At 67.7% G+C, this 14,985-nt stretch carries 13 protein-coding genes; 4 read left to right on the top strand and 9 right to left on the bottom strand.

Annotated elements, in window-relative coordinates; all coding sequences use genetic code 11:
• Positions 1-6: 6 nt before the first annotated feature.
• The gene (locus tag AC3WLD_RS11600; RefSeq protein ID WP_492557120.1) at positions 7-486 is read right to left on the bottom strand and encodes a hypothetical protein; all 480 of its coding nucleotides are present in this window, start codon (positions 484-486) and stop codon (positions 7-9) included.
• Positions 487-620: 134 nt separating this feature from the next.
• Here AC3WLD_RS11600 and AC3WLD_RS11605 point away from each other — a divergent pair, with 134 nt between their 5' ends.
• A complete protein-coding gene (locus AC3WLD_RS11605; RefSeq protein WP_492557121.1) occupies positions 621-1,919 on the top strand; it encodes a phospholipid carrier-dependent glycosyltransferase in 1,299 nt (432 codons plus the stop codon).
• Here the strand turns inward: AC3WLD_RS11605 and AC3WLD_RS11610 are convergent.
• The 4 genes from AC3WLD_RS11610 to recO are packed head-to-tail and all read right to left on the bottom strand — an operon-like array spanning position 1,904 to position 5,363.
• A complete protein-coding gene (locus AC3WLD_RS11610; RefSeq protein WP_492557122.1) occupies positions 1,904-2,539 on the bottom strand; it encodes a DUF2238 domain-containing protein in 636 nt (211 codons plus the stop codon). The genes AC3WLD_RS11605 and AC3WLD_RS11610 overlap by 16 nt on opposite strands.
• Positions 2,536-3,675: a glycosyltransferase gene (locus AC3WLD_RS11615; protein WP_492557123.1), complete on the bottom strand. Its 1,140-nt coding sequence runs from the start codon at positions 3,673-3,675 to the stop codon at positions 2,536-2,538. The genes AC3WLD_RS11610 and AC3WLD_RS11615 overlap by 4 nt, the downstream gene beginning before the upstream one ends.
• Before the next feature lie 12 nt (positions 3,676-3,687).
• A complete protein-coding gene (gene leuB / locus AC3WLD_RS11620; RefSeq protein ID WP_492557124.1) occupies positions 3,688-4,746 on the bottom strand; it encodes a 3-isopropylmalate dehydrogenase in 1,059 nt (352 codons plus the stop codon).
• Positions 4,743-5,363: a DNA repair protein RecO gene (recO, locus tag AC3WLD_RS11625; protein ID WP_492557125.1), complete on the bottom strand. Its 621-nt coding sequence runs from the start codon at positions 5,361-5,363 to the stop codon at positions 4,743-4,745. The genes leuB and recO overlap by 4 nt, the downstream gene beginning before the upstream one ends.
• 93 nt (positions 5,364-5,456) lie before the next feature.
• Between recO and apaG the strand changes: the two genes are divergently transcribed.
• The 3 genes from apaG to AC3WLD_RS11640 all read left to right on the top strand — a co-directional run bounded on the left by apaG (position 5,457) and on the right by AC3WLD_RS11640 (position 8,756).
• Positions 5,457-5,855, top strand: a complete 399-nt coding sequence (gene apaG, locus AC3WLD_RS11630) for a Co2+/Mg2+ efflux protein ApaG (RefSeq protein ID WP_492557126.1) — start codon at positions 5,457-5,459, stop codon at positions 5,853-5,855.
• A gap of 16 nt (positions 5,856-5,871) precedes the next feature.
• Positions 5,872-6,672 carry a LysR family transcriptional regulator gene (locus tag AC3WLD_RS11635; RefSeq protein WP_492557127.1) on the top strand — a complete coding sequence of 267 codons (801 nt, stop codon included), beginning with the start codon at positions 5,872-5,874 and terminating at the stop codon, positions 6,670-6,672.
• Positions 6,673-6,842: 170 nt separating this feature from the next.
• Positions 6,843-8,756, top strand: coding sequence for a putative bifunctional diguanylate cyclase/phosphodiesterase (locus AC3WLD_RS11640; RefSeq protein ID WP_492557128.1), 1,914 nt, complete (start codon positions 6,843-6,845; stop codon positions 8,754-8,756).
• On the opposite strand, the gene glgX is transcribed toward AC3WLD_RS11640, so the two are convergent.
• The 4 genes from glgX to glgC all read right to left on the bottom strand — a co-directional run bounded on the left by glgX (position 8,753) and on the right by glgC (position 14,984).
• Positions 8,753-10,483, bottom strand: coding sequence for a glycogen debranching protein GlgX (gene glgX / locus AC3WLD_RS11645; RefSeq protein WP_492557129.1), 1,731 nt, complete (start codon positions 10,481-10,483; stop codon positions 8,753-8,755). The genes AC3WLD_RS11640 and glgX overlap by 4 nt on opposite strands.
• A 25-nt stretch (positions 10,484-10,508) precedes the next feature.
• Complete coding sequence (locus tag AC3WLD_RS11650) at positions 10,509-12,140, bottom strand: alpha-D-glucose phosphate-specific phosphoglucomutase (protein ID WP_492557130.1); 1,632 nt, start codon at positions 12,138-12,140, stop codon at positions 10,509-10,511.
• Positions 12,137-13,591, bottom strand: coding sequence for a glycogen synthase GlgA (gene glgA / locus AC3WLD_RS11655; RefSeq protein WP_492557131.1), 1,455 nt, complete (start codon positions 13,589-13,591; stop codon positions 12,137-12,139). The genes AC3WLD_RS11650 and glgA overlap by 4 nt, the downstream gene beginning before the upstream one ends.
• A 136-nt stretch (positions 13,592-13,727) precedes the next feature.
• Positions 13,728-14,984 (bottom strand): glucose-1-phosphate adenylyltransferase, encoded by a 1,257-nt coding sequence (gene glgC, locus AC3WLD_RS11660; protein WP_492557132.1) that lies wholly within the window; start codon positions 14,982-14,984, stop codon positions 13,728-13,730.
• Between the last annotated feature and the right edge of the window lies 1 nt (position 14,985).

Below are 14,985 nucleotides of genomic sequence, written 5' to 3' on the forward strand. Positions count from 1 at the left end.
GAGGCTTCAGGGCTTTGCCGGCTGCGGTGCCGGCGCTGCGGCCTGGCGGGCCTTGGCCTGTTCGAGATAGTCGTCGACCACGAACGAGAAGAACGCCGCGTTGGCGGCGCGCAGGTTCTCGCATTCGCCGAGGCGAACCTGCATCTGCTCGAGCATAACGCCCGAAAGCACCTCGTCGCTGGCGCTGTTGGTCAGCTGGGTCTTGTAGTCCGCCAGCGCCTTTTCGTACGGACCGCGCAGGTCGGCGCTGGTCTGGGCGGCGGCGGCATCGAACGCCAGTGCCCAGTTGATCGCCACAGCCTGGAGCACCTGCGCTTGCTCGGTCTGCCCTCCGGCCGCCTCGGCAAGAACCTTGGTGAGCGCGGTGCAGCCGGCGAGATCGGGGATGTTGATCTTCATCTGCGGAGCGGGCGCGGTCGTCGCTGCGGGCGCCGCAGCGGGGGCGCCATCGGCCATCAGGGCGGCGGCAAGCAAAAGGCTGAACATGGTCGATCTGTCTCCCCGCACGAGGTCCCGTCCGTGCGCGGTTCGCTTGGCCCAGCTTGGCCTGCCTGTCGAGAGGTCTCTGTGGCGAGAGTCGCGATTGCGCGGGGACGACGGCGGCGGTATCGCCAGGGGCAATGACCGCCGCCTCCCCGCTATCGTCCGCCCGCCGTGATCCGATCTGGTGGAGCCTCCTGTTCGCGCTGGGCTTCTTCGGGATCGTCCTGATCCGGCTGGCGATCCCGTCGAAGCCGATGTTCGACGAGGTCCATTACCTTCCCGCCGCGCGCAACCTGCTTGCGCTGTCCACTGCGGTGAACCGCGAACACCCGATGCTGGGCAAGGAGATCCTCGCGCTGGGCATGTGGGCGCTCGGTGACAACCCGTGGGGCTGGCGTCTGCCCAGCGCGATCATGGGCACGATCGGCCTGTTCGCCGGGATGCGGACGATCTGGCTGGCCAGCCGTTCGGATGCGGCGACGACGCTGTTCGGCCTGCTGCTCGCGACCAACTTCTCGTGGTTCATCCAGAGCCGGATCGCGATGCTCGACATGGCGATGGCGATGTGTTTCGCAGTGGCGCTGTGGCAGGCCGTGGCGGCCTGGGCGAACCCGGCGCGGGCGCGGCGGCACCTGGCGCTGTGCGGCGTGTTCCTGGGGCTGTCGCTGTCGGCCAAGTGGACGGCCGCGCCGATGCTTGTCTTGCCCGGGGTGGCATTCGCGTGGCTTCGCTGGAAAGCGCTGGAGGGGCGGCGGAGCGTCAAGTCCCTGCTGCTTGAGCGGGACGAGGGGCCAGCGCCCGGCATTTCGCTCATCGAGGCGGGGGCGTGGCTCGGCCTCGTTCCCGCGATGGTCTATCTGGCGACCTTCATCCCCTATTACTTCTTCGAGGTCCGGCGGCTCGACACCGTGTGGGACCTGTTCGCACTCCAGCACAAGATGGTCACGCTGCAGGACAGCGTGGTCAAGCCGCACACCTACATGAGCCGCTGGTGGCAGTGGGTCCTGAACATCCGCCCGATCTGGTACCTTTACGAAAACGTCGACGGCGCGCAGCGCGGGGTCCTGCTTCTGGGCAATCCCTTCACGATGCTCGCCGCGCTCCCGGCGATCGGCTGGTGCGGTTGGAAGGGCGTGAAGGGGGATTCGGTCAAGCTCGCGGTGGCGGTGCTGTGGCTGGTCGGCGTGCTGTTCTGGGCGGTCAACGGCAAGCCGGTGCAGTTCTATTACCACTACCTCCTGCCCGCGGGGATCGCGATGGGCGCGCTGGCGCTGGTCGTCGGCGAGTGGTGGGACCGCGATGTGCGCTGGCCCGCGCTGGTCGTCGGCGGGGTCGCGCTGCTGTTCTTCTTCTGGTTCTTCCCGATCCTGTCGGCTGATGCCCTGCCGCGCAAGGACAGCTACACGACCTACACCTGGCTCTACAGCTGGCGCTGACGGCGCACCTTCAGCACGGCAGCGGCAAGGATCGCGCCGAGACCTGCCAGAGCCATGTCCTTTTGCGCGTCCCAGACGTCTCCCTGCTGGCCGTTGTAGGTTTCGACGTCGGCGCCGGCCAGGACCATCGTCAGGGCACATTCGAAGATCTCATAAAGCGCACTGGCGGCGAACACGAACTCGACCGCGATATAGAGCGACAGCCGTGCACCGACCTTGCCGTGCCGGTTCAGCACCTCGCTTAGCGGGTGGACCAGCAGGGCGCCGAAGGAGAAGTGGACCAGCCGGTCAAAATGATTGCGATGAAAGCCGAACAGGTCGGCCGGACGGGGCAGGCCGATCGCGGCAGCCCAGTCGTCATACGGCACATAGGAGTAGGCATAGCGTCCGCCCAACGTATGCAGGGTCAGGAAAGCGCACAGGCACGCGACCGCCGAAGTCGGAAGCGGCCATCGCCGCAGGGCCAGCGCAAGCCCCGCAGCCACCGCCAGGGTGGGCAGGTTCTGCAGCGGCGCTAGCTCCGGGACCGGCGAATGGATCAGGCTGGCAAGCGCCCAAGTCGCTACCAGCGCGAGAAGGAGTGCCTGTCGGCGCGGTATCGCGTGCGCTCGCGCGCTCAATACTTGCCCCACACGAACTTCGACGACAGCGCGAAATTCCACACCGAGCCGAGGAAGATCCCGCCGATCACTGCCATCAGCTCGGGGATGCCGATCGACTTCAGCACCGCCGCGGAACCGACGTTGGTAAGCAGGCCGAGCGAGCAGGTTAGCGCGAATTGCGCCCAGCCCCGCATCAGCGGGACGAACCCGCGCAGGCGCTTGTCGGAATAGGTCAGCTCGTTGTTGAGCACGAAGTTGAAGCTCATCGCAACGACCGCGGCGAGGGTGTTCGCAAGCACGAAGTATTCGTTGCCGGACAGCGCCTGCGTGGCCGTGCCGTGGCCCAGCAGCAGCTTGATCAGCTTGAGCGCCACGACCTGTACCAGGACGCCGAGTGCGCCGACGGTGCCGAACAGGGCAAACCGGGTCGGGATGATCCGGCCCAGCCACTTGTCGTAAAGACCGACGAGGAATTCGAACACGACGGTTTGGTCCAGCTTGCTCTCGCCTTCGGCACGCGCGGCGAAGTTGAGGGGGAATTCCTTGACCTTGAGCGGACGGTCGACCGTTGCGAGGATGTCGAGGAGGATCTTGAAGCCGACGCCCGACAGGCGGTGCGCGTCGGCGCGCAGCGTCTCGGCGCGAAGCATGAAATAGCCGCTCATCGGGTCGGTCAGCTCGACCCCGGTCACCTTGTTGGCGATGCGGTTGGCGAGGCCAGAGGCCTTGACCCGGTCCGGCCGGCCCCACGCCTCGGTGCTCGCGCCTTCGGCGAAGCGGCTGGCATAGGCAATGTCGAAGCCCTCGCCGGTGACCGCCGCGTACATCTGCGGGAGGAGGGCAGGGTCATGCTGGTGGTCGGCATCCATCACCGCGACAACAGGCGCGGCCGTGGCGCACATCCCCTCGATCGCGGCCGAGGCGAGGCCGCGGCGGCCGATCCGCTCGATCACCCGGACGCGCGGGTCGGTGCGGGCGAGTTCGCGCGCGGCGTCGGCGGTTCCGTCCGGGCTGTTGTCGTCGACGAAGATCGCCTCCCAGGCGATCCCGGCAAGCGCGGCGTCGAGTTTCGCCACCATGGGCGCGATGTTCTTGCGCTCGTTGTACGTCGGCAGCACGACCGCGAGCTGGAGCTGAGGGGCGGGTTGGGCCATGGGGCGGGGCCTTTACAGCCTTGCCAGCACCGCGTCACCAATTTCCGCAGTGCCCGCGCTGCCGCCAAGGTCGCCCCCGCGCACGCCTTCCGACAACGCCATCGCCACCGCCGCCTCGATCCGGTCGGCTTCTGCGGCAAGCCCGAGCGAGTGGCGCAGCAACATCGCAGCGGACAGGATTGTCGCCATCGGGTTGGCAAGGCCCTTGCCGGCGATGTCCGGCGCGCTGCCGTGGATCGGCTCGTAGAGGCCGAAAGTGCCGAACTGCGTTTGCCGCTCACCGAGCGAGGCCGAGGAGAGCAGGCCGATCGAACCGACGCACATGCTCGCCTGGTCGGACAGGATGTCGCCGAACAGGTTGCCGGTGACGACGACGTCGAACTGGCCGGGATTGCGCACCAGCTGCATCGCCGCATTGTCGACGTACATGTGGCTGAGCGCGACGTCGGGATATTCGGCCGAAACCTCGATCACCACGTCGCGCCAGAGCTGCGAGGTTTCGAGCACGTTGGCCTTGTCGACCGAGCACAGTTTGCCCTTGCGGCCCTGTGCGGCGCGGAAACCGACGTGGGCGATGCGGCGCACCTCGTCTTCGGCGTAGGACATGATGTCATAGCCTTCGCGCCGTCCGTCGGCAGTCGTGCGCATGCCCTTCTCGCCGAAATAGACGTCGCCGTTGAGCTCGCGCACGATCAGCAGGTCGATCTGGCCGGCGATCTCGGGCTTGAGGCCCGACATGTCCTCCAGGCCCTTGAACATCGTCGCGGGGCGCAGGTTGGCGAACAGGGTCAGTTCCTTGCGCAGGCCGAGGATCGCCTGTTCGGGCCGCAGGTGCCGTTCGAGTGCGTCGCAATCGGGATCGCCGACCGCGCCGAACAGGATGCCGTCGGATTCGCGGCACAGCGCCAGCGTCTCGGCCGGGAGCGGATGTCCGCCTGCCTTGTAAGCAGCCCCGCCGACCAGCGCCTCGCCCAGTTCGAGGCCCGGGATGGACAGCGCTTCAAGCACGCGAACGGCCTGCGCCGTGACTTCCGGACCGATGCCGTCGCCCGGCAGTACCGCGATCTTCATGGGTTCCCTTCCCCCGAAATGCGCTTCAGCCGATCCAGCAGAATCGCGCGCGCCCCCATAACATCGCGGCGGCGTTCGGCAAGGAGTCGGCTCTCGATCGCCGCCCCGGTCCGGCGCAGGCGGTCGAGCAAGGCGGGCCACTCCATGACCTCGGGCTTGCCGGCTTCGGACAACGCGTAACCCAGCTCGCGCAGGAGGAGTGCCTCATAAGCGGCCAGCGCCAGGGCCCAGCCCCGCGCCGACGGCGCGTGGCAGATGGCGTCGAGCGTGGCGCCGAGAGCCTGGTGAAGGGCCGGGTAGGGATGGCCTTCGGGCAGCGACGCGGCGGTCAGGGCGCAGACCCAGTCGATGCCCGCGGCGGCAAGCGGTTCGGTCAGCCACGGCCCCCGACTTTCGACCAGCTCGACTCGCGCCGAGGGGAGCTGGCTGCCGCTCCGGGCGAGAATCTGGGCTTCCAGCAGGTTCCCCGGAACCAGCAGCGGGCGCAGCTGCCGCCCTCGTGCCCCGGGGAGGTACGCGGCGACGAGGCCGTGGTCTGCCGTCAGCAGGCGGATCACCGCGCCGTGTTCGCCATGGGCGCGGCTGGCGCAGAGGATGGCGGGGGCGCGGATCAGCATCGTCTGCGGTGTTGGCGACAAGCCGGCGCCGGAGCAAGCCGGACGGCGAATCAATGTTTGGAACCGCGGCCGTTTCGCGTTAGTTTGCTCCCCATGAAGGAACTGTTCCAGCACGCTGCGATGACCGATGGGATCACCGTCCGGGTGGCGGTGAACTTCCTGCCGGAACAGTCGCGGATCGAGGCGGGCAAGTGGTTCTGGGTCTATCACATCCGGATCGAGAACGACTCTGCCGAGCCGGTCCAGCTGGTCACCCGGCACTGGCGGATCACCGACGGGCGCGGAATGGTGAACTTCGTCGACGGTGAAGGCGTGGTCGGCGAACAGCCGCTGCTTCGACCCGGGCAGAGCCACGATTATGTCTCCGGCTGTCCGCTCGGCACCCCGCACGGCAGCATGGAAGGTCACTACACCATGCGCCGCGCAGACGGCTCGCGGTTCGAGGTGGCCATCCCGTTCTTCCCGCTGGCCGCGCCCGCGCCGGCCAACTGACGAAAGCACCGGGGGGATGAAGCGCACACATCTGCCGCTCAACGGCCTGCGCGTGCTTGACGCGGCGGCCCGGCACTTGTCGTTCACGCGCGCGGCCGATGAGCTGGCGGTGACGCCGGCCGCTGTGGGCCAGCAGATCCGCGCTCTGGAAGATTTGCTCGGTGTCGTCCTGTTCCGGCGGACGTCGAAGGGCCTCGAACTGACCGACGAAGCGGCATCGGGCCTTGACGCGATCCGTGAAGGGTTTCTCCGGTTCGAAGAAGGTGTGCAGGCGATCCAGGCCGGACAATCGAGCCACGTCTACACCATTGCCTGCCCGCGGGATTTCTTTGCCGCGTGGCTTGGGCCGAGGATCACCGCGTTCCGCGCGGGCAATCCGCAGCTGCGATTCGCCTTTGTCGGCGGCGATGGCGATGTCGATTTTACCGAAGCGAATCTGGACCTAGCCGTCCGGTGGGCGGAAGGGCCGGGCGAACTCGAAGGGGTGTCGCTCGACGAAGCGCAGATGATCACGGTCTGCGGACATGACGATCCGGCGGAGAGCTGGATCGGCTGGCCGGGCGATCCGCAGCCCGAGGGCGAAGGGGCCGAACCCGCCCTCAGCGTCGGCGACGCCGGGCTCGCGATAGCCGCGGTCGCCGCGGGTCTCGGGCAGGCGCGGGTGCCGCTGCTCCTTGCCCAGGCATCCTTGGCGGCCGGGACAGTCGTCGCGAAAGGTCCGCCGGAATCGGGCCGCCGTGGGTATTGGCTGGTCGCACCTCTGCCGCAGTGGCGACAGAAGAAAGTGCGTGCGCTGGTCGCAGAGCTTACCGGCTGAACCGCCGATATCCGCCATTTTGGGTCAAAACGGCGGCTTTTTCCTGCCGCGCCGCTAACCATGGCTTAAACATGACCACCTAGACCCGGGCCATGCAATCGGGGTGGTTCAGGGCTGGACTTAACAAGGCGAGCGGCTTTGCGGCCCGCTGGCTCGGCGATCTGCGAAGTATGCTGGGGCCGGGTACGCTGCGATCGCAGGACCGCGACGATGGCCTGGTCCATGCCTATGCCGCCAATCTTTCCCACCGCCTGCCGCTCATCTATTCCGTCATCATCATCGACCAGGCGGTTCTCGCAACCAGGTTCGACGGACTGGCGCCGACTCTCCTCACGCTCTGGATACCGCTGGCATTGTCGTGCCTGTTCCTGTGGCGGGGCATCTACTGGCTGCCCTTCTTCACGACCCGCCGCACCAGCCGGCGGGTTGCCAGGGACCTGGCCGTGATGAGCAGGCTCGGGGGGCTATTTGCGCTGTTGACGGTCGCCTGGGCGCTGGCGCTTTATCCGTGGGGCGATCGCGAGCAGCAGAGCCTCGTTCAGTACATTGTCGCGGTCTCCTGTTACGCCGCGATCCTCGGCCTTGGCCATTCGCCCCGGACCGCGCTGAGCGTGGGCCTGGCGACGATGCTGCCGACGACGCTGTTCTTCCTGCTCCAGAGCCATCCCAATGCCCTCCAGGTCGTCGTCGTCCAGTCGGTCGTGACCGGGCTGCTGCTGGCGGTCACGAACGGCTATCATCGCGATTTTGTTCGACTTGAGCTGTCGCGCCAGCAAATTTCCCGACGCGAACGCGAAGCCGCCAAGCTGGCCGAGAGCAATCACTACAACGCGACCGTCGACCCGCTGACCGGTGCGCTCAACCGCCGCGCGATCCTGGCGCGGCTCGAAGCGGAACTCGGGCAATCAGGACCGCAGCCGTGGCTGGCCCTGCTGGATCTCGACGGGTTCAAGCATGTCAACGACACCTACGGGCATGCCGCCGGGGACAGCGTGCTGCGCGCGATCAGTGCCCGAATTGCCGAACTTGACGAGCTCGTCGCGTTCGGCCGGCTCGGCGGCGACGAATTCGCGATCCTCCTCGACGGCCGGCGGGAAGAAGGGGACATCGCCCGGGTCCTCGAGACGCTGTGCGAAACCATCCGCCAGCCGATCGACCACAACGGGGTCACCCTGCGCCTCGCGGGCTCGATCGGTTATTGCCCCGCCGATGCCGGCGACGTCAGCCAGTGCCTCGAGCGCAGCGACGCCGCGCTCTACAAGGCCAAGGAAAAGGGCGAGGGCGGGCTCGTCCGCTTCACCGACGACGACGAGCAGGAGCTCACCCGTCGCAGCGCCGCGACCCGGCGCTTCAACGATTGCTCGCTCGAAGAGCGCCTGCGGCTCGTCTACCAGCCGGTCGTCGATGTCGATACCGGCGCCTATACCGGGTTCGAGGCCTTCGCGCGCTGGTCGCCGGACGGCGAGGAGTGGTTGACGCCGAGCAGTTTCCTGTCGCTTGCCCAGGCGACCGGACGGACCGGCGAACTGACCCGCCTCGTCCTGGCCCGGGCGCTGGCAGAATGCCCCGCATGGGAGCATGGCCGAGATCTGGCAATCAACCTTTCCCCCCGCGACGTCATGCGCGAGGCCGCGCCCGAAGCGTTCGCGGCAATCGTCCGCGACGCCGGCGCTCCGCCCGAATCGATCGTGCTCGAAATCACCGAGCGCGCGGTCCACGCTGATCCGCGCCGGGCGATCGAGCAACTTGCGCGGTTCCGGTCGAAAGGTTTCCGCATCGCCCTCGACGACTTCGGCGTAGGCTGGTCGAGCCTGTCGAACGTGCGCGACCTGCCGCTCGACCGCCTCAAGATCGACCGTGCCTTGTCGAGCGCGCTGGTCGAGGATCCCGGCGCGCGCGCGATCGGCGGCACCATCGTCGGGTTGGCCTGGCAGATGGGCCTGGAATGCACGGCCGAGGGGATCGAGAACGAACGCCAGGCCGAAACCGCGCGGGCGCTGGGCGTGCGGCTGATGCAGGGGTTCCATTTCTGCCGTCCGACCGCGGCGAAGGACGTGCTCGGAATGATGGCGCGGGCAGCCTAGCGGCCGAACCAGGCCTTCCGCCCGGCCCGATCGACGCCCAGCGAGAAGCCTTCTGCAGTGTAAGTGAATCCGCGGGTGTCAGGACTTTGCCAGTCGGCCACGGTCATCGCTGCGCCTGACAGGGTCTGCCATGCTCCCGGCTCGGGGAACCGCGCGAAGTACTCCAGACGCGCTGCGCGGCGTGCGGACAGGTCGGCGACGAACTGCTCGAGGCTGCGGTCGCGGCCCGCCCAGTCGATCCACGTCGTCTCGTTGTCCTGTGCATAGGCGTTGTTGTTACCGCGCTGGGAGCGGCCGAACTCGTCCCCGGCGGTGAGCATGATCGTGCCCGCAGAGGCAAACAGCGTGCCGAGCAGGGCGCGCAGGTCGGCAGCGCGGGCAGCGATCACGGCCGGGTCGTCACTCGGCCCTTCGGTGCCGTTGTTCCAGCTGAAATTCTCGCCGTGGCCGTCGCGATTGTCCTCGCCATTGGCGTGATTGTGGCGGTGCTCGTAGGCAACGAGGTCGGCGAGGGTGAAGCCGTCATGCGCGGCCAGGAAGTTGACGCTGCGGCAATCGCCCGGGAACAGGTCGGACGAGCCGGCGAGGCGGGTGGCGAGCACGCCCACGCCCGCATCGCCGCGCCAGAACCGGCGGACGTCGTCACGGAAGCGGTCGTTCCATTCGAGCCAGTTGCCCGGAAATTTTCCCAGCTGGTAGCCGCCGGGGCCGATGTCCCATGGCTCGGCGATCAGCACCCGGTCGGCCAGCAGCGAATCGGCGGCGATCTCGGCGAAGATCGGCGCGGCGGGATCGAATGCCGGGCTGCGGGCCATGATCGGCGCGAGATCGAAGCGGAAGCCGTCCACTCCGCAATGGCGAACGAAATGACGCATCGTGTCGAGCGCCAGTGCGCGCACGGCCGGCTGCCCGAAGTCGAGCGTGTTGCCGCAGCCGGTGTCGTTGATCAGCCGCCCGTCGGGCTCGTGCGCGTAATACCCCCGCGCATCGAGCCCGCGCAGCGAGAGCACCCCGCCGAAAACGTCGCTTTCGCCGGTGTGATTGAACACCAGGTCGAGGATCACGCCGATCCCGGCCTCGTGCAGCGCCGCCACCGTGTCGCGCAGTTCAGCCACCCCGCCGGGGCACACTCGCGGATCGAGCGCCATTGGCACGACCGGATTGTAGCCCCACGCATTGGTGAGGCCCAGCGGGGGCAGGTGGCGCTCGTCGATCCACGCGACGATGGGCATGAGTTCGACCGCGGTCACGTTCAGGCGACGAAGATGGGCGATGACTGCGGGATGGGAGAGGGCAGCGACCGTGCCGCGCTGGTCGTCGGGGACCTCAGGATGGCGCATTGAGAAACCGCGCACGTTGAGCTCGTAAATCAGGCCGCCGCGACGGAAGCGGGGCGGTTCGGCGGCGACCTTTGGATGAACGCCCGCGACCGCCTTTGGAATCATGGCGGCGGTATCGACGCCCGGCTGCGCCAGTCGCGGATCTTGAGTGAAGGTGCCGTCGAGTTCGACGGCGCGGGGATCGACCAGCAGTTTTGCGGAATCGAACCACAGACCGCGCTCGGGAGCCCATTCCCCATGCGCACGCAGGCCATAGCGGGTGCCGGCAGCAAGTGCGGGGTGGTTCCATTCGTCGCCATCACGCTGCATCGGCAGGCGGGTTTCGCTCTCTCTCTCGAAAACGCAAAGCTCGACCAGCGCCGCCGCCGGAGCGCGGACGGTGATCAAAGGATCCTCCCCATGGGGGAGGAGCTCATGTCACGACGTCCGGGTCAGCCCTCCCCGTGTGCCGCGCAATCCCGGCGATCGCGTCTGCGGCAGCGATCAGGTCGGCGAGCATTGCCGGCGTTTCGGCGTCGAGCATGCCGCCTGCAGGCTCGTATCGCTCAAGATAGACCCGCACAGTCGCGCCCTCGGTTCCGGTGCCGGAGAGGCGGAACACCACCCGCGACCCGCCTTCGAACAGCACGCGCAGGCCCTGGTTGCGGCTGGTCGAACCATCGACCGGATCGAGATAGGAGAAGCTGTCCGCCGTCTCGACAACCAGCGGGCCGAACACCTTGCCCGGAAGGTCAGTGAGCCTTTTCGTCAACTCCGCCATCAACGCGTCGGCGCTGGCCGTCGCTATCCCCTCGTAGTCATGCCGTGCATAGTAGTTCCGCCCGAACCGCGCCCAGTGTTCGTCGGCAATCTCGGCCACCGACTGTCCGCGCACCGCAAGGATGTTGAGCCACAGCAGCACCGCCCACAGCCCGTCCTTCTCGCGAACGTGGTCGCTTCCCGTACCAGCGCTCTCCTCGCCGCAGATCGTCGCCATTCCTGCATCGAGCAGGTTGCCGAAGAACTTCCACCCGGTCGGCGTTTCGAAGCAGGGCAGGCCGAGCGACTCGGCCACCCGGTCGGCGGCGGCGCTGGTCGGCATCGAGCGCGCAATGCCCTTGAGCCCGGACGCGTAGCCCGGCGCGAGATGGGCGTTGGCGGCGAGCATCGCGAGGCTGTCGGAGGGGGTGATGAAGCGGCCCTTGCCGATTATGAGGTTGCGGTCGCCGTCACCGTCGGATGCGGCACCCAGCGCAGGCGCCATTTCCGGGTCCATCATCAGGTCGTACAGGACCCTGGCATGGACGAGGTTGGGATCGGGGTGGTGACCGCCAAAATCCTCGAGCGGGGTGCCGTTGCGCACGGTGCCCGGGGCGAAGCCCAGTCGCCTTTCGAAGATCTCGTGCGCATAGGGTCCGGTGACGGCGTGCATCGCGTCGAACGCCATCGTCAGTCCGTTCTGGACCGCCTGCCGGATCGCGGCGAAATCGAACAAGCGCTCCATCAGCGCGGCATAGTCGGCCACCGGGTCGAGCACCTCGACGGTCATGTCGCCGATTTCGGCGGTCCCCGGAGTGTCGAGGTCCAGATCGGGCGCATCGACGGCCAGCCACCTGTCGATCGTCTGCGTCCGCGCGTAGATCGCTTCGGTCACCGCTTCGGGCGCGGGGCCGCCGTTGGCGATGTTGTACTTGATCCCGAAGTCCTCGTCCGGCCCCCCGGGGTTGTGGCTGGCCGAAAGGATCAGACCGCCGCTCGCACCGTATTGGCGGATCACGTTGCTCGCCGCCGGGGTCGAGAGGATGCCGCCGCAACCGACGAGCACCCGGCCATAGCCGTTGGCCGCGGCCATGCGGATCGCCTGCTGGATGACGGTGCGGTTGTGATACCGCCCGTCGCCGCCGATCACCAGCGTCGAACCGGGCGCGCGCTCGACCACGTCGAACACGGACTGGACGAAATTCTCGGCATAGTTCGGCTGCTGGAAAACGCGCACCTTCTTGCGCAGGCCGGAGGTGCCCGGCTTCTGGCCCTCGTAGGGCATGGTCGGAACAGTGCGGATCATGCGGTCTCCGTCAGCAGTCGGCGGTATAGGTCGGCATAGGCTTTGCCGCTCGGCCCCCACGTGAAGTCGGCCTTCATCCCGTTCCGCTGGATCTGGCTCCACACGGCGGGTTGGCGATAGAGCGCGACGGCGCGGTCGAGGGCATGGGACAGGCCGTCGCGCGTGACGCCGACGAACTGGACGCCGGTCGCTGAACCGGCGCCCAGAGCTGCGAGGTTGGCGTCGATCACGGTATCGGCAAGCCCTCCGGTCCGGGCAACGACCGGCACGCAGCCATAGGCGAGGCCATAGAGCTGGGTCAGGCCGCACGGTTCGAACCGGCTCGGGACCAGGATCGCGTCGCCGCCGCCCTGCATCCGGTGCGACAGGGCCTCGTCGTAGCCGATACGCACCCCGATGCGGCCGGGGTGGCGGGCGGCTGCGGCAGTAAAGCCGTCGACCAGCGCGGCGTCGCCTGAGCCGAGCAACGCGAGGCGCCCGCCGATGCCGACGAGATGGTCGAGGCAGTCCGCGAGCACGTCCATGCCCTTCTGCCAGGTCAGCCGGCTCACGACGATGAACAGCGGCCCGTCTTCGGCTTCGAGGCCGAATTCGGCTTCGAGCGCGCGCTTGTTCTCCGTTCGCCGGGCCAGGGTCCGGGCGGTGAAGCGGGCGGGCAGGGCGGGGTCGGTGGCGGGGTTCCAGATCGCCGTGTCGATCCCGTTGACGATCCCCGACACGCGGGTTCCCCGGCTGGCGATGAGCCCTTCCAGCCCCATACCGAACTCGGGCGAGCGGATCTCGGCGGCGTATGTGGGGCTGACCGTGGTGATCGCGCTCGCCGCCTCGAGCCCCGCTTTCAGCAGGCTGACGCCGCCGTGGTATTCGACACCGTGCATCGACCACGCTTCCCGGGGCAGGTCGAGCGAGGGGAACACGGTGGCGGCGAACTGGCCCTGGAAGGCCATGTTGTGGATGGTCATGACCGAAGGCACGGACCTTCCCGCGAACGGGGCGAAGCGCAGGTAGGCCGGGGCCATCCCGGCTTGCCAGTCGTGGGCGTGGAGCAGGTCGAAACGCCGGCCCTTGACCGCGCCCCCGGCAATGTCCGCCGCCGCCCGGCCAAGCGCAGCGAAACGTCGCCAGTTGTCGCCCCAGTCCGCACCCGAGGGATCGGCATAGGGCGAACCCTCGCGTGTGTAGAGGCCCGGGGCGTCGAGAACCAGCAGGTCGTGGCCGTCGATCTTGCCTGCGAGCAGCCGCGCCGGCGCGCCCAGCAGTGACGTCCAGGCGTGGACCTTGCGCAGCTTGCCTGCTGCGGCGAGCACGCCGGGATAGCCGGGCAGCAGCGTCGTCATCGCCGCCCCGTGCGGTGCGACCGCGCCCGGCAGGGCCCCGGCAACGTCGGCGAGACCGCCGGTCTTGACCAGCGGAACGGCTTCCGAGGCGACCGAGAGGACGGAGATGGTCAAGAGCGATCCTCCCCCACCGGGGAAGGTGGCTGCCCGAAGGGCAGTCGGAGGGGGAACGCCGCAAAAGCCCCCCTCCGCCTGCGCTCCGCTCCGGCAACTCCCCCGATGGGGGAGGATCTGGGTGGAGCGTAACCCCTCATAACTGCTCGATCATCCGTTTGGTGATCAGGCACACCCCGTTCTCGCTCCGGCTGAACCGGCGGGCGTCGAGCTCCGGATCCTCGCCGACGACGAGACCTTCGGGGATGCGCACGCCGCTGTCGATGATGACCCGGTTGAGCCGGGCGCCCCGGCCGATGTTGCAATAGGGGAGGATCACGCCCTCGTTGACGCTTGAAAAGCTGCCCATCTTGACCCCGGTGAACAGCAGGCTGCGCCGCGCGGTCGCGCCGGAAACGATGCAGTCGTTCGAGATCAGCGAGGAAATCGCCATGCCGCGGCGGCCTTCCTCGTCATGCACGAACTTCGCGGGCGCGGCGACGATCTGGTCCGACCAGATCGGCCAGTCGCGGTCGTACATGTTGAGCTTGGGGACCACGTCGGTAAGGTCGAGGTTCGCCTCGAAATAGGCGTCGACGGTGCCGACGTCGCGCCAGTATTCCTCGATCTCCTCGGCGGCGCGGATGCAGCTGTTGGTGAAGCGGTGGGCGACGGCTTTGCCGTGCCCGACGATGTACGGGATGATGTCTCCGCCGAAGTCACGGCTGGAGTTCGGGTCGGCGGCGTCGCGGCGGAGCTGCTCGAACAGGAACTTCGTCTCGAACACATAGATGCCCATCGAGGCGAGCGCCATGTCGGGCTGGCCGGGGATGCCCGGCGGGTCCTTGGGCTTTTCGATGAACGAGGTGATGGTGTCGGTGCCGTCGACCGCCATGACTCCGAAACCGGTCGCTTCCATGCGGGGCACGACGAGGCAGCCGATCGTCACGTCCGCGCCAGAGCTGACGTGCTGGCGCAGCATCAGCTCGTAGTCCATCTTGTAGATGTGGTCGCCTGCGAGGATGACCATGTACTTCGGCGCATGGCTCTCGATGATGTCGATGTTCTGGTAGACCGCGTCGGCGGTGCCTTCATACCAGGCCAGTTCGGAAACGCGCTGCGAAGCGGGTAGGATGTCGAAGCTCTCGTTGCGTTCGGGCCGCATGAAGTTCCACGCCCGCTGCATGTGGCGGATCAGCGAGTGCGCCTTGTACTGCGTCGCGACGCCGATCCGGCGGATGCCTGAATTGATCGCGTTTGACAGCGCGAAGTCGATGATCCGCGCCTTGCCGCCGAAATAGACCGCGGGCTTGGCGCGGTTGTCGGTCAATTCCTTCAGGCGGCTGCCCCGGCCCCCGGCCAGGACATAAGCCATCGCATCGCGCGCGAGCGGCTGGCTGTAACTCTCCCGCATC

This window comes from Novosphingobium sp. FW305-C-111 (assembly GCF_058783565.1).